Origin of the sequence: Pseudogulbenkiania subflava DSM 22618, from assembly GCF_900177275.1 — a bacterium.
Lineage (GTDB): Bacteria > Pseudomonadota > Gammaproteobacteria > Burkholderiales > Chromobacteriaceae > Pseudogulbenkiania > Pseudogulbenkiania subflava.
Genome location: NZ_FXAG01000020.1, coordinates 37,038 through 60,439, shown reverse-complemented (window position 1 = coordinate 60,439; position 23,402 = coordinate 37,038). Strand labels below are relative to the sequence as shown.

At 62.6% G+C, this 23,402-nt stretch carries 26 protein-coding genes; 15 read left to right on the top strand and 11 right to left on the bottom strand.

Translation table 11 applies throughout. The annotated features are described in order from the left end of the window. Positions 1-54 precede the first annotated feature (54 nt). The 3 genes from bluB (at position 55) to B9N72_RS16170 (ending at position 1,757) form a co-directional block, all read left to right on the top strand. Positions 55-717, top strand: coding sequence for a 5,6-dimethylbenzimidazole synthase (bluB, locus tag B9N72_RS16180; protein WP_085277328.1), 663 nt, complete (start codon positions 55-57; stop codon positions 715-717). A gap of 113 nt (positions 718-830) precedes the next feature. Next, entirely contained in the window at positions 831-1,238 is a 408-nt protein-coding gene (locus B9N72_RS16175; RefSeq protein WP_085277327.1) for a hypothetical protein, read from the top strand. A 105-nt stretch (positions 1,239-1,343) separates the two neighbouring features. Next, positions 1,344-1,757 (top strand): PaaI family thioesterase, encoded by a 414-nt coding sequence (locus B9N72_RS16170; RefSeq protein ID WP_085277326.1) that lies wholly within the window; start codon positions 1,344-1,346, stop codon positions 1,755-1,757. A 100-nt stretch (positions 1,758-1,857) separates the two neighbouring features. On the opposite strand, the gene B9N72_RS16165 is transcribed toward B9N72_RS16170, so the two are convergent. Continuing rightward, positions 1,858-2,547: a ceramidase domain-containing protein gene (locus B9N72_RS16165; protein ID WP_085277325.1), complete on the bottom strand. Its 690-nt coding sequence runs from the start codon at positions 2,545-2,547 to the stop codon at positions 1,858-1,860. A gap of 482 nt (positions 2,548-3,029) precedes the next feature. Between B9N72_RS16165 and B9N72_RS16160 the strand changes: the two genes are divergently transcribed. The 3 genes from B9N72_RS16160 to B9N72_RS16145 all read left to right on the top strand — a co-directional run bounded on the left by B9N72_RS16160 (position 3,030) and on the right by B9N72_RS16145 (position 5,808). Beyond that, positions 3,030-3,548 carry an isochorismatase family protein gene (locus tag B9N72_RS16160; RefSeq protein WP_159453049.1) on the top strand — a complete coding sequence of 173 codons (519 nt, stop codon included), beginning with the start codon at positions 3,030-3,032 and terminating at the stop codon, positions 3,546-3,548. A gap of 575 nt (positions 3,549-4,123) precedes the next feature. Then, positions 4,124-4,846: a ferredoxin--NADP reductase gene (locus tag B9N72_RS16150; protein ID WP_085277351.1), complete on the top strand. Its 723-nt coding sequence runs from the start codon at positions 4,124-4,126 to the stop codon at positions 4,844-4,846. A 98-nt stretch (positions 4,847-4,944) separates the two neighbouring features. Further along, a complete protein-coding gene (locus B9N72_RS16145; protein ID WP_085277323.1) occupies positions 4,945-5,808 on the top strand; it encodes a patatin-like phospholipase family protein in 864 nt (287 codons plus the stop codon). 71 nt (positions 5,809-5,879) lie between these two features. Here B9N72_RS16145 and B9N72_RS16140 read toward each other — a convergent pair whose 3' ends face one another. Beyond that, the gene (locus B9N72_RS16140; protein WP_085277322.1) at positions 5,880-6,518 is read right to left on the bottom strand and encodes a cysteine hydrolase family protein; all 639 of its coding nucleotides are present in this window, start codon (positions 6,516-6,518) and stop codon (positions 5,880-5,882) included. A gap of 196 nt (positions 6,519-6,714) precedes the next feature. Beyond that, positions 6,715-7,587, bottom strand: coding sequence for an AraC family transcriptional regulator (locus B9N72_RS16135; protein ID WP_085277321.1), 873 nt, complete (start codon positions 7,585-7,587; stop codon positions 6,715-6,717). 144 nt (positions 7,588-7,731) lie between these two features. On the opposite strand from B9N72_RS16135, the gene B9N72_RS16130 reads away from it, so the two are divergent. Beyond that, on the top strand, positions 7,732-8,637 hold the full coding sequence (locus tag B9N72_RS16130; protein ID WP_085277320.1) for a DMT family transporter: 906 nt from the start codon (positions 7,732-7,734) through the stop codon (positions 8,635-8,637). Between the two features lie 45 nt (positions 8,638-8,682). Here the strand turns inward: B9N72_RS16130 and B9N72_RS16125 are convergent, their stop codons facing one another. Then, a complete protein-coding gene (locus B9N72_RS16125) occupies positions 8,683-9,048 on the bottom strand; it encodes a PA2779 family protein (RefSeq protein WP_085277319.1) in 366 nt (121 codons plus the stop codon). 279 nt (positions 9,049-9,327) lie between these two features. After that, entirely contained in the window at positions 9,328-9,954 is a 627-nt protein-coding gene (locus tag B9N72_RS16120) for a helix-turn-helix transcriptional regulator (RefSeq protein ID WP_085277318.1), read from the bottom strand. Positions 9,955-10,107: 153 nt separating this feature from the next. Here B9N72_RS16120 and B9N72_RS16115 point away from each other — a divergent pair, with 153 nt between their 5' ends. Continuing rightward, positions 10,108-10,728: a hypothetical protein gene (locus tag B9N72_RS16115; RefSeq protein WP_085277317.1), complete on the top strand. Its 621-nt coding sequence runs from the start codon at positions 10,108-10,110 to the stop codon at positions 10,726-10,728. 192 nt (positions 10,729-10,920) lie between these two features. Here B9N72_RS16115 and B9N72_RS16110 read toward each other — a convergent pair whose 3' ends face one another. Beyond that, positions 10,921-11,826, bottom strand: a complete 906-nt coding sequence (locus B9N72_RS16110; protein ID WP_085277316.1) for a LysR substrate-binding domain-containing protein — start codon at positions 11,824-11,826, stop codon at positions 10,921-10,923. A 121-nt stretch (positions 11,827-11,947) separates the two neighbouring features. Between B9N72_RS16110 and B9N72_RS16105 the strand changes: the two genes are divergently transcribed. Then, a complete protein-coding gene (locus B9N72_RS16105) occupies positions 11,948-13,027 on the top strand; it encodes a tartrate dehydrogenase (RefSeq protein WP_085277315.1) in 1,080 nt (359 codons plus the stop codon). Positions 13,028-13,138: 111 nt separating this feature from the next. On the opposite strand, the gene fucP is transcribed toward B9N72_RS16105, so the two are convergent. Continuing rightward, positions 13,139-14,446 carry an L-fucose:H+ symporter permease gene (fucP, locus tag B9N72_RS16100; RefSeq protein WP_085277314.1) on the bottom strand — a complete coding sequence of 436 codons (1,308 nt, stop codon included), beginning with the start codon at positions 14,444-14,446 and terminating at the stop codon, positions 13,139-13,141. A 573-nt stretch (positions 14,447-15,019) separates the two neighbouring features. Continuing rightward, on the bottom strand, positions 15,020-15,331 hold the full coding sequence (ppnP, locus tag B9N72_RS16095; RefSeq protein ID WP_085277313.1) for a pyrimidine/purine nucleoside phosphorylase: 312 nt from the start codon (positions 15,329-15,331) through the stop codon (positions 15,020-15,022). A gap of 223 nt (positions 15,332-15,554) precedes the next feature. Between ppnP and B9N72_RS16090 the strand changes: the two genes are divergently transcribed. Further along, positions 15,555-16,142 (top strand): DUF1003 domain-containing protein, encoded by a 588-nt coding sequence (locus B9N72_RS16090; RefSeq protein ID WP_085277312.1) that lies wholly within the window; start codon positions 15,555-15,557, stop codon positions 16,140-16,142. 12 nt (positions 16,143-16,154) lie between these two features. On the opposite strand, the gene B9N72_RS16085 is transcribed toward B9N72_RS16090, so the two are convergent. Beyond that, positions 16,155-16,409 carry a hypothetical protein gene (locus B9N72_RS16085; protein ID WP_085277311.1) on the bottom strand — a complete coding sequence of 85 codons (255 nt, stop codon included), beginning with the start codon at positions 16,407-16,409 and terminating at the stop codon, positions 16,155-16,157. Positions 16,410-16,650: 241 nt separating this feature from the next. On the opposite strand from B9N72_RS16085, the gene B9N72_RS16080 reads away from it, so the two are divergent. Then, positions 16,651-18,564, top strand: a complete 1,914-nt coding sequence (locus B9N72_RS16080) for a PHA/PHB synthase family protein (RefSeq protein ID WP_200811031.1) — start codon at positions 16,651-16,653, stop codon at positions 18,562-18,564. A 57-nt stretch (positions 18,565-18,621) separates the two neighbouring features. On the opposite strand, the gene B9N72_RS16075 is transcribed toward B9N72_RS16080, so the two are convergent. Further along, positions 18,622-18,969, bottom strand: a complete 348-nt coding sequence (locus B9N72_RS16075) for a hypothetical protein (protein WP_234986014.1) — start codon at positions 18,967-18,969, stop codon at positions 18,622-18,624. A 497-nt stretch (positions 18,970-19,466) separates the two neighbouring features. Here B9N72_RS16075 and B9N72_RS16070 point away from each other — a divergent pair, with 497 nt between their 5' ends. Together B9N72_RS16070 and B9N72_RS16065 are read left to right on the top strand one after the other, a co-directional pair. Beyond that, positions 19,467-20,159: a substrate-binding periplasmic protein gene (locus B9N72_RS16070; protein ID WP_234986013.1), complete on the top strand. Its 693-nt coding sequence runs from the start codon at positions 19,467-19,469 to the stop codon at positions 20,157-20,159. A 112-nt stretch (positions 20,160-20,271) separates the two neighbouring features. Further along, the gene (locus tag B9N72_RS16065; RefSeq protein WP_085277308.1) at positions 20,272-20,472 is read left to right on the top strand and encodes a hypothetical protein; all 201 of its coding nucleotides are present in this window, start codon (positions 20,272-20,274) and stop codon (positions 20,470-20,472) included. 238 nt (positions 20,473-20,710) lie between these two features. Here B9N72_RS16065 and dbpA read toward each other — a convergent pair whose 3' ends face one another. Beyond that, the gene (gene dbpA, locus B9N72_RS16060) at positions 20,711-22,093 is read right to left on the bottom strand and encodes an ATP-dependent RNA helicase DbpA (RefSeq protein ID WP_085277307.1); all 1,383 of its coding nucleotides are present in this window, start codon (positions 22,091-22,093) and stop codon (positions 20,711-20,713) included. A 328-nt stretch (positions 22,094-22,421) separates the two neighbouring features. Here dbpA and B9N72_RS16055 point away from each other — a divergent pair, with 328 nt between their 5' ends. Continuing rightward, positions 22,422-23,000 carry a LexA family protein gene (locus B9N72_RS16055; protein ID WP_008954003.1) on the top strand — a complete coding sequence of 193 codons (579 nt, stop codon included), beginning with the start codon at positions 22,422-22,424 and terminating at the stop codon, positions 22,998-23,000. Positions 23,001-23,012: 12 nt separating this feature from the next. Next, positions 23,013-23,156 carry a hypothetical protein gene (locus tag B9N72_RS21265; RefSeq protein WP_200811029.1) on the top strand — a complete coding sequence of 48 codons (144 nt, stop codon included), beginning with the start codon at positions 23,013-23,015 and terminating at the stop codon, positions 23,154-23,156. Positions 23,157-23,402 lie beyond the last annotated feature (246 nt).

Genomic DNA, 23,402 nt, shown 5'->3' with positions numbered 1-23,402 from the left:
GCCGTCCGCCTTGCACTCGGCCCGCTCGCGACGGTTTTCAAGGCCCCCTATATCATGAATCGATACAACGACACCGACATCGCCGCCGTCTACCGCGCCATCCGCGAACGGCGCGACATGCGTCACTTCCGCCCCGACCCGGTCGATCCCGAACTGCTCGCCCGCCTGCTGCAGGCCGCGCACCTCGCGCCCAGCGTCGGCTTCATGCAGCCGTGGCGCTTCATCCGCATCAGCAACCCGCAACTGCGCCGCGACATGCACGCGCTGGTCGAGGCGGAACGGGTGCGCACCGCAGCGGCGCTCGGCGAGCGCGAGGACGAGTTCATGCGGCTCAAGGTGGAAGGCATTCTCGATTGCGGCGAGGTACTGGTGGCAGCGCTGATGGACGGGCGCGAACGCCACGTGTTCGGCCGGCGCACGCTGCCGGAGATGGATCTGGCCTCGGTCGCCTGCGCCATCCAGAATATGTGGCTGGCGGCGCGCGCCGAAGGCCTCGGCCTCGGCTGGGTGTCGCTGTTCGACCCGATAGCACTCGGCCAGCTGCTGGGCTTGCCCGAGGGAGCCAAGGCGGTGGCCATCCTCTGCATCGGCCACGTCGATCAGTTCTACGCCAAGCCGATGCTGGAACAGGAAAACTGGGCGCGGCGCCAGCCGCTGCAGGAACTGGTATTCGAGAACGGCTGGAACAACGTGGCGGACAGCGCCGTTTCGCGCTGAAAAGCCCCGCGCCGGCAGGTGCCTGGCACGACAATGCGCGTTAAAATGCGCCCCTCGAATCCACGCGGGGCGCTCTCGATGACAGCGCCCTGCCCAACCAGGAAAGCCTGCGCATGGCGGCCAAACCCAAGAAATCCACCACGGCCAATCCCAGCCGCGACGCCAGACTGGCGTCGGAGAAGCGCCTCGCGCGCGCCGAGAAGGCCTGCCAGTCCCTGATGGCGGCATTCACCGAGCTGGAGAACGCCGGCGTGCTGGATGCGCACGACACCGCCCGCCAGTACCTGCAGATGTGCCGGGTGCACTACCGCAAGATTCGCAACGGCAAGGTGCTCGGACCAGCCGATTTCAATGCGGCGGTGGACGTCTGCACCAGCGCCCGCCGCGCCCTGCTGGCGCTCGACCCGGCACTAAGCTTCGCCAGCTTCCCTACCGCCGAGGCCCTGTGCACAATCCTGCAGCAGGCGGACGTCGTTCTGGGCGACTACCAGCAGCTCAAGACCGGCAGCGCCAAGCCCTGACGGTCCGCCAAGCGCGGATCGCCAGGGAGACGCCCGCTCCGCCTCCACGGCGACACCTCTTCGGCCAACCTTTACCCCCACGGATCAGCGCGAAAGAAACCGCCCATGAACGATTTTTTCGGCATCTACAGCCCCTTCATCGAGCATTGCGGCATCGTCGCAGTAGAACGCGAACCCGGCATCGCACGGGCGCGTGTCGAATTGACCCCACCCCTGTTGAACGCCGCCGGCAACGGCCACGGCGGGCTGCTGATGACGCTGTTCGACGTCACGCTGGCCGCCGCCGCACGCGGCACCCGCCCCCACGCCACCGGCGTCGCCACGGTGGACCTGAACGTCAGCTTCCTGGAGCCCGCCAACGGCATGCTGGACTGCGAAGGCCGGGTGCTGCGCGCCGGTTCCTCCCTGGTGTTCTGCGAAGGGGAAATCCGCAACGCAACGGGAGAACTGGTCGCCAAAGCGATGGGAACCTTCAAGCTGATGGCGCCACGCGCCGCCGGACAGATCACCAGCGACTAAGAACCTGTTCCCGATCTTGCGGCGCACCCCCGGTCGGAGTTCATGTGCACAGCGTGCCAATTCATCACTGGGGCTGCACGCTACCGAGCGTGAACGGGTTCTAAGACGGCTCGCCTATACGGCGTCCCGCGACGCCGCCAAGGCGACCGGACAGCGCAGCACCCGACACCCCCAGCATCCACCCTCGCACCGCCAGCGCTAGCACCGCGGCATTGAGAAAGTGCCACAGGAAATGCGTGCCGATGGCGAAAGCGGGGCAAACGGCGTTGTCGATCGAGCGGAAAAACAGCGACACCACGAAAGTGCCGCCGGCCGCCGCCAACGACCCCCAGCCCGCACGACCGGTCCGGCCATGCCAGACGGCAATGCCCAACAACACCAGCAGCGCCGGCAGGTAGGACAGCGACCCGTTCAGCCATTGCGGATAATTCCCGGCCTCGACCCCGGCGGCGGCGAAACCCACCAGGAACAGCCCCGCCGCAACGCGCCGCCAACCGGCGATGTCTCGGAAATAGCGCCACAGGAACACCAGCTGGAACAACAGGATGGGCAGCACGTCGAGCCACTCCGCCCAGCCGGTGGCGAAAGCATGGAAAGTGAAGCTGCCGGCGCCGATCAATGCCAGCAACCCCGCCAGCCACCGCGCCCGGCTGGCGCCCGCGCCCGCCATCGCAGCGTGACGCCACACCCACCAGGCGGCGGCAAAAAACGCCAGATTGCTCAGCATGTTGATCGGTTCGCCGAGCAAGCCCGGCGCGATCCGCTCGCAATACAAATCGACATAAGCCACAGTCACCCCTCACCTGACGATGAACAAAGGTATCCACTCTAGTCGGATTTGATGAAAGCACCGTGACCGTGCGCTTTCTACCATCGATCCCTCCCATTTGCCCCTGGCGGGCCGTCAAGACTGGACTCGGGCGAAGGCCTTCCGCAGGCAAAACCGGCTCACAGGGCAAGCCGGGTCAGGCAGCGAGCAAGGCAACCGAGGGCGCAAAAGATGAAGCCGGTCACCGCCACCGCCCGCTCGACGGACTCCCCAGTCGCCGACGCCATCAATGGCCACGACGCAGCCGTAGCACGTGTTCACCTAACTTGTTGATGGCGTAGTCATTTGTCCTCCGAAATGCCAATTAAAAATTTCTCTTTGCCGTGGCTTGCCACGGTGTCTACGTTTCAATTGTATCTGTTGGTAAAAGGTGGAATGGGCTTGCCTGACTCTGCCCCAGGCAGGCCCCTCTTTTTGATCGGCACTTCATCAGGGGGATGAACATGCTTGTCGCTAAAGACCAAACTTTGCTTGATCATGAGAACCACTCGCTCATCCTGATCGACCACCAGCCCCGAATCGGCGTAGCTGCGCAACCTGCCTATGCGGACCCGCTCCGCACCAATGTTTTCATGGTAACCAAGGCAGCTAAGGCTTATCAGGTGCCGATTCTCGTGACAGCGATAACCGACCAGCCGGACAAGGAACGCGACGTCCAAACCCCAAGGTTTCCCGACAATGCGGTGAGCGCCCCCTCGAACACGAAGCCTCAGCTGAACGAATGGATTCTCCAGTGGGTGACGGCATCCGAGACGCCAATAATCGTCTTGGCCGGCCTGCGCACCTCCGTTTCAATCGCCGACTCGGCATTGTCGGCGCTGGATCGAGGTATTTTGGTGTACGTCATCGCCGACGCCTGCGGGGACATCACCGAAGACGCACATCAACTTGCATTGAAACGCATGCGCCAGCAGGGGGTTCACCCGATCACGTCGCTGCAATACCTGCTAGAGCTTCAGTGAAGTCGGCGGGTCGATCTGGCTCCTTGGCTACGGTCGCGCCGGTAGGATGGTCAAGAGTAAAGCCCTCGGGACTCCGGGGGCTTTTTTCATGGAAGAGGCCGAGTTGCATGGGTGCGAACAGGTCTGGTTGCTGCGGCCGTGGGGTGTCCATGGAGATACTCCCATCCCCCGAGACGGCTGACAGCCGTCAGCACCAGGGGGAGGAGGTGCAGCAGCGCTTTACCAATCGTCCCAGGTGATCGGAGGCCAGCCAATGGCATCGGAAGGCCAATGCTTCCGGTGCAGGTCCAACAAATCCGCCTGCCCCAGGCTGCGGACGTCCGGGAACAGCCCGTGGCGCTCCGGGTAGGCAGGGCTGCATACCGGCTGGCTGGACAATTTCCGGAAAGAGATAGTAGAGGTTTCCCCTGATCTCGCAGCCTTCGTTTCCACAAATCAGGGAAAGCACGAATCCAATCAAAATATTAAATCATATAATGATTGACAAACAGGCTTTAGTGGCCAAATCTGAAATAACCGCAAACCAACGTCTATCGGGCAAACGGCAAGACGAGTTGACCAATGGGAGCCACAAAATGAGTGCTTACGACACAAGAATCGAAGGCCACGAAATGATCGTGGAGGGCACCATGGCGTTTCATTTTGAAAAACCGCCCGGCTTCAGTTTCAAGCCCGGTCAGGCGATGGATGTCGTTCTCGTCGACCCACCGGCCACCGATCCACAAAGTGCCCGCCATGCCTTCTCTATCGTCAGCGCGCCGTTCGAAGAGCATCTGAGCATTACCACGCGCATGCGCGACAGTGCGTTCAAGCGAGCCTTGAAGTCGCTGGCAATCGGGGCCCCGATCCGGATCGAAGGGCCGTTCGGATCGCTGACCCTGCACAACAATCGTGCGCGGCCGGCCGTCTTTATTGCGGGGGGCATCGGCATTACGCCGTTCATGAGCATCTTGCGGCAAGCGGCACAGGATGGGTTACCACAGCGCTTGGTATTGATCTATTCCAATCGCCGGCCGGAGGACGCCGCCTTTCTCGCCGAACTGCAAGTACTTGAACAACGGAACCGTCACTTCCGTCTGGTGGCGACGATGACGCAGATGGAGCAATCCACCCGGCCATGGGCGGGAGAGGTGGGCAAGATTGACGAGACGCTGTTGAAACGAGTCATCAGCGAGCTTCCGGCGCCGATCTGCTACCTTGCCGGACCGCCTGCGATGGTCGAAGACATGCACCGGGTATTGAATCTTGCCGGCGTCGATGATGATGATATCCGCACCGAAGAGTTCTACGGGTACTAAGAGCCGCTAACAAGCATTCCGAATGCCCGCCCCACCCCAGGCGCTCTCACCGTCGCTCGGGATGGGGTTCCCCCAAATCGCTGCGGAGGGAACCCAGAATGACAGACCACACCGCAGGAAAAACCGCTTTCGTGCTGGCAGGCGGTGGCAGCTTCGGCGCCATCCAGGTGGGGATGCTGCGGGAGCTGGTGAGGAACGGCATCCAGCCTGAACTGGTGGTGGGCTCATCGGTGGGAGCGCTGAACGGCGCCTATTTCGCAGGGAATCCGACAGCGGCGGGAGTGGCTCGTCTGGAAAGCATCTGGTGCGGGCTGCAACGGCAGGAAATATTTCCGCTGACCTTGCGCCACCTCGTCGGCCTGTTTTTCCAGTCGCCGTCTCTGGTCGATTCGGGAGGGTTACGTCATCTCGTTGAGCGCCACCTTCCCTACCGGAACCTGGAGAACGCTGCCATTCCCATACACATTACAGCCACCGAGCTGTTGAGCGGTGCGTCAGTGCGGCTGTCCTCCGGTCCGGCCATCGAGGCGATCCTTGCCAGTTGTGCGATACCGGCAGCCTTTGCGCCGGTTCGAGTCGGGGAAACGTACCTGATTGACGGCGCCATCGCCAGCAACACGCCCATCATGACGGCAGTCGAGCTGGGGGCCAGCCGGCTGGTCGTGCTCCCCACCGGCTTTGCCTGCGCCCTCGCAGCGCCGCCCGCAACGGTCATTGCCAACGCCCTGCATGCGCTTAACTTGCTGATCGCCCATCAACTCGTTCGTGATCTGGAGCAGCTTGCCGGCCAGGTTGAGGTGATCACGGTGCCGCCGTTGTGTCCCCTGTCGGTATCGCCCTACGATTTCTCGCGCGCTCATGAATTGATCGAGCGCGCGGCAGAGAGCACGCACCGCTGGCTGGATAGCGGAGGAATGACGCAACAAAGGATTCCCGGCGCGCTACGGCCGCATGTCGACTGATTTCTGCTGCCATGCTGGCACATCGCCGGCATGGCAGCGGATTTGCGCTTGGCAGCGCCCGATACCCGACATCAAGCCATGCGCGCTCTCATTTGCAGCGCATGTTGGTTGGAAGCGTAGATCGACTCGCGCTCCGGCAGCGGCTGCCCGGCCAGCGCAGCAAGCCAGGTGGCCGTCTCCATCACATTGGCAAAACGCGACTGCAACACCACCATGAAGGTGCGATGAATCATCTCCGCACTGACGAGGCCGGCCCGATTGGAATACGGAACCGAGCCGGTGGCGTCGTCCAGCACCTCGACGGCAAACCCGGCGTGCAGCGCCTGCTTCACCGTCGAATCGACGCAGTTGTGGGTCATGTAACCGACCACCGTCAGCGTGTCGATGCCCTGCTCGCGCAGCCAGCTTTCCAGATCGGTGCCGGCAAAGGCACTGGGCAGGGTTTTCTCCACGTAATGATCGGCAGGACGGCCGGCCACCACCGGGTGCAACGCCCAGCCCTCGGAGCCGTGGGCAAAGATCGGCGAACCAGACGGCGCGCTGTTCTGCACCACCACGATGGGTATTCCCGCCGCACGCGCGGCGTCCATGGCCTGGCCGATATGGCTCAGCGACAACTCCACCGCCGGGTATTCAATCCTCAAGTGGCCCGTGACGTATTCGTTTTGCACATCGATGACGATCAGCGCGCGTTTCATGGAAGCGGTCATGTCTCTCTCCTGGTCAACAAAGACGGGCCGGACAAGGGGTGTCGCGGCCATGGCGATCTTTCTTCTCGTGCCGACGGTGAGACTCCGACACGATGCAATGGAGCCAGGGCGATCAGAGGTGGCACCGCGTGTGTATCGCCAAGCGCGCGACAGGACGATCAACAGACCGGGCGAGCGGTAGAGCCGGCGCGGGCGCCTACCTCCCCGCCCAGCGCCGGTACTCGCCGGGCGTCACGCCGAGCGCGGCACGGAAACGGTTGGCCAGGTGGCTGGCACTGGCAAAGCCGCAGCTGGCCGCGATATCGGCCAGCGCCTGATCGCCCCCCGCCAGCGCCTCCCGGGCGCGTACCAGGCGACGCTGCAAGATCCAGGCATGCGGAGGTTGGCCGAACGAGGCGCGGAACATGCGCGCAAAATGGTACTCCGACAACGCCAGCTCGGCCGCCAGTTCGCCCACCGTCAACACGCTGTCGAGCCGGGCTTCGATCAGCTCCTGCACGCGGCGGCGCTGCGCCGGAGCGAGCCCCCCTTTCACGGTCACCGAGCGGCGCCGGCCGGTCTGCGTCAGCATCAGGTGGGCCAGCACCTCATGGCCGAGCGCGTTGCCGGCCAGCCGGCCATGTGGATCGTCCCAATCGAGTCCGGCCAGTTGACGGCACACCGCGGCGAGCCACGGATCGTCCATGTAGGTGCGGTCATAGAGCTGCTGGTCGCGCGCCTCGCGGTCGAGCAGGGTCAGCGCCAAGGCGTCGAAGCGATCGGGCGCAAAATACAGGTGCAGAAAGCGAATCTGGCCGCTGACGCGCCAATCCGATTCATGTTCGGCGGGCAGGATGCACAGTTTGTCCGGCGCCCCACGCAGGCCGGGCTGGTCGCGGCGCCGAATGTCGAAACCGCCTTCGAGGTAGAGCGACAAGGTATGGTGGCCGGGACGGCTGTAGACGGTGTCTTCCAGCTGGTTGCGCTGCCACAGCGCGACCGACAGGCCGTCGCCGAGCGAGCTGTTGCGCTCCAGCTCGGCGCGGGTCTGGGTCAGTGTGTCGTAAACAGGTAGGGTGGCGCGGGGCATGATGGGGCGTCCTCAAGGCCATTAGTGTACGGCCTGACGGCCGCCACGGCATCGCTCGACGCCAAAAAAGCGCAGGAATGTGCAATCCCGTTTCGTCGGGTTCGGTGAAACTAGCGCCATTGTCCCTCCCCCGGAGCCATCGCCATGAACGCCCTGCTTTACCTCTCCACCGTGCTGATCTGGGGCACCACCTGGATTGCCATCAAGGTGCAGTTGGGGCCGGTTCCGATTCCGCTCTCGATCGCCTACCGCTTTTTCCTCGCCGCCGCGGCGCTGTTCGCCATTCTTGCCTGGCGCGGCCAACTGCGTCGCCCGCGCGGCACCGCCCTTAGCCTGATCGCTGCGCAGGGGCTGACGCTGTTCTGCTTCAATTTCCTGTGCTTTTACTACGCCAGCCACTATCTGCCGAGCGGTTTGGTGGCCGTGGTGTTCTCCACCGCCACGCTGTGGAACGCACTGAATGCACGCCTGATCCTCAAGCGTCGCATCGCCCCGCAGGTGATGGCGGGAGGCGCACTGGGGCTGGCCGGGATCGCCACCCTGTTCTGGCCGCAACTGGCCGGCCACAGCACCGACGGCGGCACCCTGCTCGGGTTGGGGCTATCGATCCTGGGCACCCTGTGCTTCTCCGCCGGCAACCTGCTGTCGGCACGGCTGCAGGCGCTCGGCCACACGCCGTTGCAGACCAACGCCTGGGCCATGCTGACCGGCGCACTCATCCTGTTCGCGGGCAGCCTCGCCGCCGGCCTGCCGCTCACCCTCGACACCTCGCCACACTACCTGGGCGCCCTGCTCTACCTCGCCATTCCCGGCTCGGTGATCGGCTTCACCGCCTACCTGATGCTGGTCGGCCGGCTCGGCCCGGAACGCGCAGCCTACTGCACCGTCCTGTTCCCGGTGGTGGCGCTGAATGTGTCGGTATGGCTGGAGGGTTATCGCTGGACGCCACTCGCCTTGGCGGGGCTGATCCTGGTACTGGCCGGCAACGTACTGGTATTCCGCCAGCCTGCCAGGCGCACAGCGGCTCCCGTCACCAGCCGGGCAGCCTGAGCCGCGGCCCCATGCTGGCGTTACCCCAAACGAAATCAGGAAAAACTACACGATGACGGCGATGATCAGCACGATCAGCAAAATCACGATCAGGTCGTAATTGCTGAGCCGGCCACCGGCCGAGAGCGTATCGATGCGTTGAGCCAGCGTGGTGACTTCTTCATCGGTCATTGAATCGACGCGATCCTTGGCGAAGGCGGCCTGCACGCCAAGGGCCTGCAGCTTGTCACGGACTTCTGCCCGATCAAGAAAGGCCCTCACTTTTTCCCGATCGGCCTGGGCTTGCTGGGCCTGCTGCGCTGCAGCCGCCTGCTCGGTCGAAACCATGCCGGCACGGGCCAACGGGGCCTGTACCGCCAGGCACGACGCCAACAGCGCGGTACCAAGGTATTTGGCAATGGAAACTGACATTTCACACCTCCTGAACAAGAGTTGAAACCCGTCAGCGAGCCCCCTTTCCGCTTGTTTCAGTGTGGCACATGGCAGCGCAATGACAATCCGCCAATTCCTTTTAAATGCCCAAGGCATGTCCTCTGGCTCTTCGGCCAACCTTCTCTTCAGCCAGGCAGGGTGGCCGGCCCGGCCCACGCTTTCCTGGCTAGTGGCGATGCCACACAAGCACCCGATGGAAATGGACACCCTCTGCAGTGCGTGGCATGACGGAGCGCCTCGGCCCGGCACGGACATGGCTCACGGCTTGGTGAACCGGAAGCGGCAGCAGGCCCCACCCCGCACCATGCATTCTTCGTGCGTCACGGGCTCTCCCACATAGCTCGACATCAGCGCCAGGTCCAGTTGGCAAACCTCCGGAAAACGTGCCGCCAGATGATGAAAGATGCAATTGGTAGCCACGATGCGCGGCAGGCCGCTGTCGGCATCTTCCGGCCGGGCATCGTAGCCGAGTTCCAGCATGATGTCGGCCAGCGCCCGGATGCGCGCTTCCGGATCGTTCGCCTTCGCCGGCGGCAAGGTAGCGGCCAGAGTGGTGCCGATCTCGGCCAATTGTTTGGCAAGTTCGTCCTGGCCAAGCTTGGCTTCCAGCATCTTCAGCAGGAGTTCGGCAAACCAGGAATAGCGGCGGGGAAACACCTCCTGCCCCTTCGGGGTCAGCACGAAGAGCTGCTCGGGCCGCCCCCCCGTCGGTTGCGTCATTCCGCGTTCCACCAGACCATCCCGTTCCAGCACCGTCAGATGTTGCCTGACCGCGGTACGGGTAACGGCCAGCTCCTGTGCCAGTTGTTCCACCGTCAGCCCTGCAGACTGCCGTTGCAGCAGCCGTAACAGTTGCTGCTGACGCTCACCCATTGCTTCCAACATGTCGGTACACCTTCAATTTGCCCGTTCAGTTTGATTATATCCTTCATGGCGCAAAAATCACTTTGATAAGTTAAAACATATTTATATTGTTTAAGTGACAAAATAGACTACAATACAGCTTCCAAAGAAGCTTGAGCACGAAGGAGATTTCTCATGAAAACCTGGCAAAAAACCCTGGCGGCGTCGCTTATCGCGGCCTTCTTGTCCCCGCTCGCCCATGCCGAGCTGAGCAGCAGCCCCAAGATTTCACAAACACAAGTGGCCCTGCGCGATCTCTGGAGCGGCCACATTTTCTGGGTGCGTAACGTCGCCCTGGAAACGCTGGCGCACGACAAGTCCGGCGCCGCCGCCGCCGAGCAAGAGGTGGTCGCCAACGCCAAACAGATTGCCGCGTCGATCCAGCCCTTCTACGGGCAGGCCGCCTCGGACAAGTTGTTCACCCTATTGGCCGGCCATTATGGCGCGGTCAAGCAGTACCTGATCGCCACGGGGAAAGGCAGCAAGAGCGGGCAGGATAGCGCCAACAAAGCCATGGCCGCCAACGTGGACGAGATCGCCGCCTTCCTGTCCAGCGCCAACCCCTATTTACCGAAAGAAACGCTGCAAGGCCTGCTGCTGGCCCATGGCGGCCATCACGTCCAGCAGATTCAGGAGCTCAAGGACAAGGACTACCGCCAGGAGGCCCACACCTGGGAAGCCATGAAACAGCACATGAACGTGATCGCCGATGCCTTGGGTGGCGCCCTGGCCAAGCAGTTCCCCGAGCGCTTCTGAGCGTATCAGCCGGCCTGCCGGTTCTGTCCCACGCAGGACCGGCAGCGGCCGGCAAACCCGGGCGGAGCCTAGCACGCGAAGTCGGACTGCCCGCTCCGTTGCCGGGACAACTCAATGGGTGAGCTCTTTCAGGGCCATACCTCAAATGCCGGCCGATTGGCTTGCCCGACTGAAGCCCCTCGCCCGTAGTCGTCATCCAACATCCTGCGTCCGGAAGTACTGTTCGATGAAATCGACACACACCTTGAGCTTGGCCGAGCTCGATAGGCGCATGGGAGAAACCGCCCAGATGTCGGCCGGGAGGCTGTAGTCGGGCAACACCCGCACCAGCCTCCCGGCGGCAAGCGCAGCGCGTACGTCCCACAGGGAACGCAGCATGATGCCGCGTCCCGCCAGCGCCCACTGATGCACGATCTCGCCGTGGTTGGCCGACAAGGGGCCGGTGATGCGTATCACCGTTTCGCCACCGGGGCCGGAAAGCCGCCAGACGCCGAACGGGTGGTCGCGCTCCTTGATCGCCAGGCAATCGTGGCTGCTCAGTTCGCCGAGGCTCTTCGGCGTTCCACGCCGCTCGAGGTAGGACGATGCCGCGCAAAGGATGCGCTGGTTGGCGACCAGCTTCTTGGCGATCAACTGCGGCGCGATCTCGTTGCCGACCCGAATATCGAGATCGATCCCTTCACTCTCCAGATCAACCAGCCGGTCCGTCACATCGAAGCGGATTTCGAGTTGGGGATAGCGCTCGGCCAAGGCCGCCAGCGCCGGCGCGACGTGGACTCGGCCGAAGCCCAGGCTGCTGCTGATGCGGATCAGGCCGCGCGGAGCCAGCCTGGTTGCCGACACCTCGTCCACCATGTGGTCGACGTCATCGAGAATCTTTTGCGCCCAGCGGTAGACCCGTTCGCCGTCCTCGGTCACCGCGACCCGCCGCGTGCTGCGGTACAGCAGCTTCACGCCCAGGCTGTCTTCCAGCAGCCGTATCCGCTTGCTGACGTAGGCAGGGGATGCCCCCAGTTCCTCGGCGGCGCTGGCGAAGCCCGATTTGCGGGCAACCAGGCAGAACACGCGAAGGTCTTCCAGTTGCGGCTCATTATTCATGATTCGTGTTTTATGAATGCACGGAGGAGGCAATTATTAAACGAATGTTTTGCGGCATGCTAGGGATATCGGATCAATCGATGCGCCACGACTGACGGCCGGACAACAAGGAAGACATTGCATGAACAAGACATTCAGAATCGCCGCGATTGCCGGTGACGGTATCGGCAAAGAGGTACTGCCGGAAGGCATCCGCGTGCTGGAAGCCGCCGCGGCCAAGTTCGACCTCACCCTCGAATTCGCCCACTTCGACTGGGCCAGCTGCGATTATTACCTCCAGCACGGCAAGATGATGCCGGACGACTGGTTCGAGACATTGCAGCGTTTCGACGCCATCTTCTTCGGCGCGGTCGGCTGGCCGGACAAGGTGCCCGACCACATCTCGCTGTGGGGCTCGCTGATCAAGTTCCGCCGCGAATTCGACCAATACGTCAACCTGCGCCCGGTACGCCTGTTTGCCGGCGTGCCCTGCCCGCTCGCCAACCGCAAGACAGGCGATATCGACTTCTACGTCGTGCGCGAAAACACCGAGGGCGAATACTCGTCGGTCGGCGGCAAGATGTTCGAGGGCACCGAGCGCGAACTGGTGCTGCAGGAGGCGGTGTTCACCCGCCACGGCGTGGATCGCATCCTCAAATATGGTTTCGAGCTCGCCCAGCGCCGGCCGCGCAAGAAGCTGACCGCCGCGACCAAATCCAACGGCATCGCAGTCAGCATGCCGTACTGGGACGAGCGCGTGGCGGCGATGGCGCAAGCCTACCCCGACGTCGCCTGGGACAAGCAGCACATCGACATCCTCTCCGCCCGCTTCGTGCTGCAGCCGGATCGTTTCGACGTAGTGGTCGCCTCGAATCTGTTCGGCGACATCCTGTCTGACCTCGGGCCGGCCTGCACCGGCACCATCGGCATCGCGCCTTCGGCCAACCTCAACCCGGAACGGACCTTCCCCTCGCTATTCGAGCCGGTGCATGGCTCTGCACCCGACATCTACGGCCAGAACATCGCCAACCCGATCGCGATGATCTGGTCCGGCGCGATGATGCTCGATTTCCTCGGCGACGGCGATCCGCGCTACCAACACGCGCACGACGCGATCATGCGCGCGATCGAAACCGTGCTGGTCGAGGGGCCGCGCACGCCGGACATGGGGGGAATGGCCGACACCAGCGAGGTCGGCGCGGCGGTGGCGGCGGTCTTGTGATCTTCGCTAGCTCGCGCCCCGGCAGCCCCCCCTGATACGACAACGCCCGGCCCCGCGCTTGCTGCGGGACCGGGCGCTGCTCATGCAGTCAGCCCCTGCGGGCCATGGCGCTTAGCGCTTCGCTGCCGCCACCTTGCGCACCGCGGTGAAATCGGCATAGTGCCCCTTCAAGCCGTAGAACACGATGTAGGCATAGCACACCAGCGGCACCACGAAGGAATACAGGATGCCGATGCGGTCGGCGAAGAACGCCTGGATCAGCGGCACGATGGCACCGCCGACGATCGCCATGCACAGCACGCCGGAACCCTCGCCAGTGAACTTGCCCAGGCCCTCGATGGCCAGCGAGAAGATGGTCGGGAACATGATCGAATTGAACAGACCGATCGCGATCAGCCCCCACATCGCGGCCTTGCCGCCGGCGCTCATCGCCAGCGCGATCAACAGTGCGTTGACCAGCGCGTTGAAGGCCAGCACGTGGCCCGGCTTGATCTTGCGCATTACCACGCCACCGATGAAACGACCCACCATGGCACCGGTCCAGTACAGAGCCAGATACTTGCCGGCCACCGCCTCGGACAGACCGGCGATCTGCGGCTGCCCCATCAGGCTCACCAGGAAACTGCCGATCGATACTTCGGCACCCACATAGGTAAAGATGCCCACCGCGCCCAGTACCAGGTGGCGGTAGCCCCAGACGCTGGCATGCGCATGGTACTCGGCGTTGCCTTGCGGCGCATCGGCCGGGGTATCACCCTCCTTCACCTGCGGCAGCTTGAACAGGCCGATGATCACGGCCAGGGCAAACAGCAGCGCGGTCAGGATCAGGTACGGCGTCTGCACCGAACCGGCCTCAGCGGCGGTGTAGGCCGCCAACTGCTCCGGCGACAGACCGCTCAGCTCCTGCGCCGGCTTCACCGCCACCGCCAGAATCAGCACCGACCCCACCAACGGCCCGATGGCCGTCCCCAGCGAGTTGAACGCCTGGGTCAGGTTGAGGCGGCTGGACGCGGTTTCGGGCTTGCCCAACAAGGTAACGTACGGGTTGGCCGCCACCTGCAACAGGGTGATGCCGGAGGCCAGGATGAACAGCGCACCGAGGAAGAACGGGTAGGACTTGGCACCGGCCGCCGGGTAGAACAGCAGACAGCCGAGACCCGCGGTTGCCAGGCCGATCATGATGCCGCGCTTGTAGCCGAGCTTTTCCACTAGGTAGCCCGACGGAAACGACATCACGAAGTAGGCGGTGAAGAAGCTGAACTGGATCAGTGCCGCCTGCAGGTAACTCAGGGTGAAGATCGCCTTCAGATGCGGGACGAGGATGTCGTTGAGCGAGGTGATCAACCCCCACATGAAGAACAGGGAGGTGAGCACCGTCAGGGCGCGCGAGTAATTGGTCTTACCAAGCTGAGAGGACATGTCTGTCGTTCCATCCATACTATTTTCTGCTGTTTACGGTCAGCCGGCCCGATGCAGTGAGCGTCCGCATGGCAAGCCGGCGGTTTGTTGCGCCAGACGTGTAGCATTGCTACAGATATTTTGTTATAGAGCACGCTATCCATCCAGGACAGGTCGTCACATATCGACCGGCAAAAAAAGGCAACGCCATTCAATATATCAATACAAAACAAGCATTAGCCTCGTTTACCCGCCGTATTTCCATGTCCACGATAGACCGTTACCTGGCCCGACCATGAACTCTGGTCGCGAAAAAACGTAGCAATACTACGCGCCAACCGTATCGCTTGTAAATCAGCAGCCCCGCCTCCGGCCCAAAAACAAAAAAGGCGACCGAAGTCGCCTTCCAGGCTGCTGACAAAGTGCCTTGTTCAGACCCTACCGGACCCGGCAAAGCCGGGCCTCTCCTGATCCGTTATTGAATCCGCAGCCTTCCTGTTTACACGACAAGCCCCTTCCGCTGCGCAAAAGGGGCTTGTCAATAATCGCAAAAGGCGACCGAAGTCGCCTTTTGCTGGGGTACCGCTATCGAAATTAGCCGAAATGGCAAACGTAGTGCAGGGTATCGACCACTTCGATATCGAAAGCGCTGTTGCCGGGCACCTTGAACGACTCGCCCCCCTTGTAGGTCCGCGACTCGGTCTCGCCACTCAGGGTGACGCGGCACTCGCCGGCCAGCACTTCCATGATTTCCGGTGCGCCCGTGTTGAACGTCAGCTTGGCCGGCAGAATGACGCCCACCGATTTCTTGGTGCCATCGGCCAGGACGATGTTGTGGCTGACGCATTTACCGTCGAAGTAAACATTGGCCTTCTTGACCACGCTGACGTTATCGAACTGTTCCATGCTCTGTCCTTATTTGTTCTGGTGAAAGGGCAAAAGTGTAACCCGCACGGTCACAGGAGAACACTCCCCCGCAGGGCGGCCGTTCTCAAAGGTTGGCCGAAGCCCTATTACGAATGCTTACACGCTCCACCGTCACCTTGTGGCACAATCGCGCCGTCACAATAAAAGGGGTGCGACCACACTCGGTCCCAACCCACCCACCATCAACTCGGGGGACTCCATCATGCAACAGGACAACCGCGACATCCGCTACCTGGCAGAACACTTGCTGCACACCGGCGTAGGCGGCCTCGGCGAACGCGAGCGCCACGCCCTGATGCGCATTTCCAAACGGCTGCAGGCCACGCGTACCGACACCAGCCTGCCTGACGACGGCGTCACACTCGGCGAGCGGCTGGCAGACCGTGTCGCCGAATTCGGCGGTTCCTGGACTTTCATCGGCATTTTCACCGCCGTGCTCGTCGGCTGGACCGTCCTTAACACCGACATTCTGGGCACCCGGGCCTTCGACCCCTACCCCTACGTGTTTCTCAACCTGATCCTGTCGATGTTGGCCGCAATCCAGGCGCCAATCATCATGATGTCGCAGAACCGTCAGGCCGCACGCGACCGCATGACGATGATTCGCGACTTCGAGGTCAACCTCAAGTCCGAAGCATCGATCGACGGCCTGCACAAGCGCATCGACCATCTGACCTGGCAGATCCTGTCGGACCTCGACCAGCTCAAGCGCCAACAACGGACCCTCCCGTCCCACCCGGACGACACCCCGCCGCCGGAGACCCGAAAAAACCCGGACGGGACGGTGTAATTCAGCCCTCGCTCACGGCTTGAGCATCTCTGCCGTCACCACAAAATCGTTACCGTGGCGCCGCACCAGCCTTTCCAGCGGCACCGCAAAGCGGCTCCAGTTGCCCTGCAGCAGAGTCAACGAATTCTCCACCCCCAATGGCGGCAGCTGGAGCCAGGCGTCGACAGCCTCCGGCTCCACGTGAAAATGCGCCGGGTAACCATCCAGCCGGGCATTGATCAGAATCTGATTGTTGCGGTCGATTCTCGCCGCCAGCAGCATCAACATAAGCCGTTTCTCCCAAATGGCAGCGAGACTAGGGCATCGCGGCGATTTGCACAATGACCGCCCCGTTCGCACGCCGCCGGGGAAAGACCACGCCACACATCCGGATTTAACCTTCATCAAGGTCTGGGGTCGCCCCGCATGGCACAGTGAACCCCATACCGCCAGGGATAGCCGTTTCGTCTTCCCTGCTGCGCCGGGCACAAACCGTTATCATGACAAGAAACGGCAAAGGTGATCGACAGTGAACAAGGCAACCGACCCGCAGACACACTCCACTACCCCCACTTTCCCGACCGCACCGCTGAACACCTGGCCGGTGCTCGGCTGGTACGAGGGACTGCGCCAGTGGAGCGGCCACTGGGCTCGACTCTCCGGCCTGTTCGATGGCGAACCGCCCACACCCCCGTCCGTATCCGAACCCGGCTCCAGTGACGCCGACGACGGCCCCACCAGCCTCGACCGGCTGCTGCGCGCCAACCTGGGCCGAGCCACCCTCGGCATATCGCCGGCCAGCCTGGCCCTGGCTTATTTCGACTGGGCGGTGCACCTTGCCGTCTCGCCGGGCAAGTGGCAGCAGCTCGTGGAAAAGGGCGTACGCAAGTCGATCCGGCTCGGCAATTACGCCGTCAGGGCGCACGCCAATGCCGGCTGCCCGGCCTGCATCCAACCGCTGCCGCAGGACCGCCGCTTCAGCAGCCCCGCCTGGCACAACTGGCCGTTCAACCTGATTTCTCAGGCCTTCCTGCTCAACCAGCAATGGTGGCACAACGCCACCACCGGCATTAGCGGCGTCTCGCGTCACCATGAGCAGGTCGTGTCCTTCACCGCACGCCAGTTGCTCGACATGATGTCGCCGATCAATTTCGTCGCCACCAACCCAGAGGTACTGCAATCCACCCTGCAGGAACAGGGACAGAACCTGCTACGCGGCCTGCGCCACTTCCAGGCCGACTGGGAGCGCGCCATCGGTGGCAAGCCCCCTCTGGGGGCCGAAGCCTACCGCCCGGGGCATGAAGTCGCCATCACGCCCGGCCAGGTGGTCTACCGAAACCGGCTGATCGAACTGATCCAGTACACCCCGCAAACCGGGCAGGTCCATGCCGAGCCGGTCCTGATCGTGCCGGCCTGGATCATGAAGTACTACATTCTCGACCTCTCCCCCGGTAACTCGCTGGTCAACTACCTGGTCGGACAGGGCCACACCGTGTTCATGATCTCCTGGCACAACCCGCACAGCGACGACCGCGACATCGGCCTGGAAGACTACCTGCGGCTGGGCGTCCTGGATGCGCTCGACGCCATCCGCGCCATCATCCCCAACGCCCCGGTCCACAGCGTCGGCTATTGCCTGGGCGGCACCTTGCTGTCGATCGCGGCGGCCTATCTGGCACGCGAAGCCGATCCGATCCTGGCCTCGGTCACCCTGCTGGCGGCGCAGACCGACTTTACCGAAGCCGGCGAACTGATGCTGTTCATCGACCACAGCCAGTTGAGCTACCTCGAAGACATCATGTGGGACCAGGGTTACCTCGACACCAAGCAGATGTCGGGCGCCTTTCAGCTATTGCGTTCCAACGACCTGATCTGGTCGCGTCTGGTGCATGAGTATCTGATGGGACGGCGCGAGCCGTTGAACGACATGATGGCCTGGAATGCCGACGCCACGCGCATGCCCTACCGCATGCACAGCGAGTACCTGCGCCGTTTCTTCCTCAACAACGACCTGGCCGAAGGCCGCTACCGCATCGGCGGCCACCCCGTGGTGCTGAGCGACATCCGCGTGCCGATGTTCGTCGTGGCCACGGAAACCGACCACGTCGCGCCCTGGCGGTCGGTATATAAAATTCACCTCATCGCCGATACCGAAGTCAGCTTCCTGCTCACCAGCGGCGGCCACAACGCCGGCATTGTCAGCGAACCCGGCCACGACGGCAGGCATTACCGGCTCTCTCACCGCACCAGCGACCACCCCTACATCGACCCGGAAACCTGGTTTGCCTCCACCACCCCTCACGAAGGCTCATGGTGGCCGGCCTGGTCGGAGTGGCTGCGAAGCCACTCCGACGGCCTCAGGGAGCCGCCCCCGATGGGCGCCGCCGAGCAAGGCTACCCACCACTGGGCAACGCCCCCGGCAGCTACGTACTGCAACGCTGAGCCGCTGCCTGCCAGTCGCCGGCAACGAATCATGACATGCGGCCAAAGACAAAGGCCTCAATAGCCGAGCGTATTGCCGCCCCACTCCCAAACTGGAGCCGACCTCACCGGATGCAGTTCATCGTAATAATTGAGCAGGTTGCCCAGTTCCATGACGATTTCCAGCGGAAACCCCTGTCGTCCGCCACGCTCATCCAGCATCAAGCTGTCCAGATAGCGGCGGCATGAACTCTCCTCGGGCCACAGCTGGGTTAGTCGATTGACGATACGGGCATACTGCCGCGACAGCTTCAATGGGCGTACCGGGGCAGGCAAATCCAGCAGCCAGCGCATGGCCTCGACCTGCAATTTGAGCTGCTCGGGAGGGAGCGGCGTGCGCACGAAGGCAAAAGGACGGCTATTCATGGCGTTCATATGCTTTCTGCCAAGCGGCGAATTCTGTAGAAAGGGCACCCTTGGTTCGCCCGGCATCATGTTGATTTGATGATAGTTTTCCCCATCAAAAAATGACAGGGGCAAAGTCTCCCCCGAAGGCGGCGCACGCGATGCCCTCAACGCCGCCACCGCCGGCCTGCCATCCCGGCACGGCTACCATCCAGGCCCGCCCCAAATACGCCCAGGAAACGATGCCCGAAACGGAACATCACTCACTAGGAAGATCGATACCCGCACCGAAGCCGTGCAGGCGCCGCGCCCTAAAGCCCCTCTCCTTAGCATGGAAATGCAGGAATCGGGTTGCGTGCGGGGACAAGCCTGTTTACCCTTTGCGGACTGAAGCACACAACCACAATGACGAAAACATGACTCAACGGCTGACAATAGGCAAATGGATTGGCCCTGCCGGCCATGTCGGGCGCTGGGGAGCAGCCATCGCACTGGCGGCCTCACTTCTTTTATCGCCCATGCTGAGGGCTGAAGCGCTACCGCCCCTGACGCTGACCACCGAGTCGTATCCGCCAAATCAGATGATGGTCAACGGGCAGCTCGCCGGAGTCGTTACCGACAAGGTGCGCGAAATGATGGCCCGCACCCATATCGACTATCGCATCGTGGTGCTTCCCTGGCTGCGGGCCTACTCGTTGGCGCAGACCCAGGCCAATTACTGCGTGTTCAATACGGCTCACACGCCGGACCGCGACAAGCTATTCAAGTGGGTCGAACCGACAACCTACGCCGACTGGACGCTATTTGGCCTGGCCAGCCGGAAATTCGACATCGACAACCTCGAAGACGCACGACGCTACGTCATCGGCACCTACAACGGCGACATCCGTGACAGCTATCTGAAAGAACGCGGCTTTATCGTCGATACCGCCATCGAGGAAAGCGCCAATCCGCGCAAGCTGGTCGCCCAGCGTATCGACCTGTGGGCCGCCAACCGCCTGGTCGCCGCGGATCTTCTGCGCAAGGCCGGCCTGACCAAGCAAGTGGTGCCGGTACACACCTTCTTCCGCGTTACCGGCGGCCTGGCCTGCAGCCTGGCGACACCGGACGCCACCATCACCAGCTTGCGCCAGGCCTTGGCCAGCATGATCAGCGACGGCACCACCGCCAAGATCGAACAACGCTACGCCAACTGGCAGCCCGATCCCTGACCCCACCAAGCCCTGCCGCGCCTCGACAACCCACCCTCCCCTGCCATCACCGACGCCATGAACTAAACTGAATGTGACAGGCACGTGCTGGTTGGAGGTGGGGAGTACCGAGATGAAATCGCAAGGCAAACAGGGCGGCTGGTACACCGGCCTAATGATGATCAGCATCATTATGGCTGTAGTGCTGTTCGTTTCCGCACCGTGGATTCCATTGGCCCTCTTGGCGGCGCTCGCCGTGGTCGGGGTGATCCAGGGGATATCCTGGCTGTTCGACAACTGGAAACACCGCCACGATCATACCCATGCCCACTGAGGGCATCGCTGATGACGCAAAAAAGCGGCCCGTCGAGGGCCGCTGGGATTATTGACAAGCCCCTTTTGCGAAGCGGAAGGGGCTTGTCGTGTAAACAGGAAGGCTGCGGATTCAATCTCTTATCAGGAGCGGCCCGGCTTTGCCGGGTCCGGCAGCATCTAAATAAGGCACGTTGTCAGCAGCCTGAGCGGCCCGTCGAGGGCCGCTTTGGTTTTCATGCGCCAGGGTTGGTCCGAGCTTAAGCACCGACGAAGCGCATCTTGAAGCTGCGCCCCTTGATCCGCCCCTCGGCCAGGCGGCTGAAGGCCTGCTGAGCGATATGGCGATCCAGCGCCACGTAGCTGGCAAATTCGAACACCGATATCTTGCCCACCTGCTGACCGGCAATGCCTGCCTCACCGGTGAGCGCACCAAGGATGTCGCCCGGGCGCACCTTGTCCTTGCGGCCAGCCGCAATGCACAGCGTCACCATCGGCGGTACCAGCGGGCCACCACTGCTCGTCAGCTCGGCCGGATCGGCCCAGTTCGGCTTGGCCTGCTGGTAGTCCTCGATCAGCGCCAGTCGCTTACTGTCGTTCGGGCCGACCAGACTCAGCGCCAGCCCCTTCTCGCCACCACGCCCAGTACGGCCGATGCGGTGAATGTGGATTTCCGGATCGTGCGACAGGTCGACGTTGATGACTGCTTCCAACGTGCTGATGTCGAGGCCGCGCGCCGCCACATCGGTGGCTACGAGCACCGAACAGCTGCGGTTGGCAAACTGCACCAGGATTTCGTCGCGCTCGCGCTGCTCCAGCTCGCCGTACAACGCCAGCGCCGAGAAGCCCTGCTGCTGCAACTCATTCGCCAACTCACGCACCTGCTGCTTGGTATTGCAGAAGGCGATGGTCGAGACCGGGCGGAAATGGTCGAGCAACGCCGCCACCGTCGCCACGCGCCGTTCCGGCTGAATCTTGTAAAAGTGCTGCTCGATGTGGCCCGCATCGTGCAGCGACTCCACCTTGACCTCGACCGGGTTCTTCAGGAAACGGGCGCTCTGCTTGCGAATATTGTCCGGATAAGTGGCGGAGAACAGCAGCGTCTGGCGCTTGCGCGGACAAGCGGCGACGATGCCGACAATCTCCTCGTAGAAGCCCATGTCCACCATGCGGTCGGCCTCGTCCAGCACCAAGGTTTCGACGGTGGACAGATCCAGCGTGTTGCGGCTCAGGTGATCATGCAGCCGGCCCGGCGTCCCCACCACCACGTGCGCGCCGTGCTCCAGCGAGCCGATCTGCGGCCCCATCGGCGTGCCGCCGCACAGCGTCACCACCTTGATGTTATCGATACAACGGGCCAGCCGGCGGATTTCCTTGGCCACCTGATCGGCCAGCTCGCGCGTCGGGCACAACACCAGCGCCTGCACGGCAAACCAGCGCGGATTGATCTTGTCGAGCAATCCCAAGCCGAAGGCCGCCGTCTTGCCGCTACCGGTCTTGGCTTGGGCGATCAGGTCCTGGCGGTTGAGGATGACAGGGAGGCTCTGTGCCTGGATCGGGGTCATGCGGCTGTAGCCGAGGCTGGCCAGGTTGTCGACCAGGGCGGGCGACAGGGGAAGCGAGGAAAAATCCGTTTTGTTCACAATGACTTGGCGCGTTAGCAAAAGGCGGACAGTCTATCAGGCTACGCCGTCGCCGACCAGCGGCATGCAGCATCGATGCCAGCGCGCAAGCCGCTGGCAAACGCTGGCACAACAGACTGACAAACCTGGAACGACCGCTTCGGCCAACCTTGGCGAGAAATTCATTTCCGGCACCGCCCCTCATTCCGTCCAACACCTGAGCCGGGTACAGACTCGTCCCTCCTGTTGTATTGCCGCCATCGCTTCCATGCTCGACGGCAAATTCAGGTTGCCAGTTCGTTTGATTTTGTACAGAATCAAATCATCGTCAGGACACAGAGCACGCAGCATGACCCAGGGAGGCAAGCGCCAAGGCGCCGGCAGGAAGTCCGCCTTTGGCGGGGACAAGACGGTCGCCATGCGCGTACCGGAACCGCTCAAGCCGGTGCTGGAAGCCTGGCTGCAAGAGTATCGCGCCATACGGGCGGTGCGTGAACTGCACGTGGACGAATTCCGCTCGCTCACCAGCGAGTTGTCCGACGTGTCGTTGCCCCTGTTTGCCAGCCGTGTTCCTGCCGGCGCCCCCGTCGCTGCCGACGACCTGAAAGAGGCCGATGTCGACCTGAACACCCACCTGGTCAGACGCCCCGCCTCCAGTTTCCTGGTCACGGTCAAGGGCGACTCGATGATCAATGCCGGCATCCACGACGGAGACATGCTGGTAGTCGATAAATCGCTGGAAGCTCGTCACGGCAAAGTGGTGGTAGCGGTGATCAATGGCGAGCTGACGGTAAAACGGCTGGAGAAAACGGCGACGGGCCTGCGCCTGCTGCCGGAAAATCCGGATTTTGCCCCGATAGAGGTGCCGGAAGAGGCCTCGTTCTTCATCTGGGGCGTGGTCACCAACGTGATTCACAAGGTCGATTGAGGAGAATGCACCATGAGCAACAACCAGCAAATCAAGATGAAGTTCCTCGACTGGCGCCGACTGCCGCGCGCCTTCCGCTCGGTCGTACAGGGGCAGCCGCAGGTCCTGATCTCGCGTACCGGTCGCAGCTACTTCGTGCCGGTCGAGTTCGTCTGAGTCCACCCCAGAACCTGGCGACACATTGCAATCGCAGGCCTTATACCAAACCCACGCCCACACCGAGGATCAGCCGCCCTGCCGGCAACGGCGATGAACCGACCTCACCAAAAGAAGACGCCCTTCGCATGAAGGGCGTATCAATTTGCTTGGGGGGAATGTAACAACCGGAACTGAGAGGCACCGATGCTACTGCTGCCATCGTTTAGGGCAAACGACCTGCAGCAATCCCACTCTAGGCGATAA

Coding starts and splice junctions, on each gene's coding strand:
- bluB (WP_085277328.1), top strand. CDS start 55: ATGAATCGATACAACGACACCGACATCGCCGCCGTCTACCGCGCCATC.
- B9N72_RS16175 (WP_085277327.1), top strand. CDS start 831: ATGGCGGCCAAACCCAAGAAATCCACCACGGCCAATCCCAGCCGCGAC.
- B9N72_RS16170 (WP_085277326.1), top strand. CDS start 1,344: ATGAACGATTTTTTCGGCATCTACAGCCCCTTCATCGAGCATTGCGGC.
- B9N72_RS16160 (WP_159453049.1), top strand. CDS start 3,030: ATGCTTGTCGCTAAAGACCAAACTTTGCTTGATCATGAGAACCACTCG.
- B9N72_RS16150 (WP_085277351.1), top strand. CDS start 4,124: ATGAGTGCTTACGACACAAGAATCGAAGGCCACGAAATGATCGTGGAG.
- B9N72_RS16145 (WP_085277323.1), top strand. CDS start 4,945: ATGACAGACCACACCGCAGGAAAAACCGCTTTCGTGCTGGCAGGCGGT.
- B9N72_RS16140 (WP_085277322.1), bottom strand. CDS start 6,518: ATGACCGCTTCCATGAAACGCGCGCTGATCGTCATCGATGTGCAAAAC.
- B9N72_RS16135 (WP_085277321.1), bottom strand. CDS start 7,587: ATGCCCCGCGCCACCCTACCTGTTTACGACACACTGACCCAGACCCGC.
- B9N72_RS16130 (WP_085277320.1), top strand. CDS start 7,732: ATGAACGCCCTGCTTTACCTCTCCACCGTGCTGATCTGGGGCACCACC.
- B9N72_RS16125 (WP_085277319.1), bottom strand. CDS start 9,048: ATGTCAGTTTCCATTGCCAAATACCTTGGTACCGCGCTGTTGGCGTCG.
- B9N72_RS16120 (WP_085277318.1), bottom strand. CDS start 9,954: ATGTTGGAAGCAATGGGTGAGCGTCAGCAGCAACTGTTACGGCTGCTG.
- B9N72_RS16115 (WP_085277317.1), top strand. CDS start 10,108: ATGAAAACCTGGCAAAAAACCCTGGCGGCGTCGCTTATCGCGGCCTTC.
- B9N72_RS16110 (WP_085277316.1), bottom strand. CDS start 11,826: ATGAATAATGAGCCGCAACTGGAAGACCTTCGCGTGTTCTGCCTGGTT.
- B9N72_RS16105 (WP_085277315.1), top strand. CDS start 11,948: ATGAACAAGACATTCAGAATCGCCGCGATTGCCGGTGACGGTATCGGC.
- fucP (WP_085277314.1), bottom strand. CDS start 14,446: ATGTCCTCTCAGCTTGGTAAGACCAATTACTCGCGCGCCCTGACGGTG.
- ppnP (WP_085277313.1), bottom strand. CDS start 15,331: ATGGAACAGTTCGATAACGTCAGCGTGGTCAAGAAGGCCAATGTTTAC.
- B9N72_RS16090 (WP_085277312.1), top strand. CDS start 15,555: ATGCAACAGGACAACCGCGACATCCGCTACCTGGCAGAACACTTGCTG.
- B9N72_RS16085 (WP_085277311.1), bottom strand. CDS start 16,409: ATGTTGATGCTGCTGGCGGCGAGAATCGACCGCAACAATCAGATTCTG.
- B9N72_RS16075 (WP_234986014.1), bottom strand. CDS start 18,969: ATGAATAGCCGTCCTTTTGCCTTCGTGCGCACGCCGCTCCCTCCCGAG.
- B9N72_RS16070 (WP_234986013.1), top strand. CDS start 19,467: ATGCTGAGGGCTGAAGCGCTACCGCCCCTGACGCTGACCACCGAGTCG.
- B9N72_RS16065 (WP_085277308.1), top strand. CDS start 20,272: ATGAAATCGCAAGGCAAACAGGGCGGCTGGTACACCGGCCTAATGATG.
- B9N72_RS16055 (WP_008954003.1), top strand. CDS start 22,422: ATGACCCAGGGAGGCAAGCGCCAAGGCGCCGGCAGGAAGTCCGCCTTT.
- B9N72_RS21265 (WP_200811029.1), top strand. CDS start 23,013: ATGAGCAACAACCAGCAAATCAAGATGAAGTTCCTCGACTGGCGCCGA.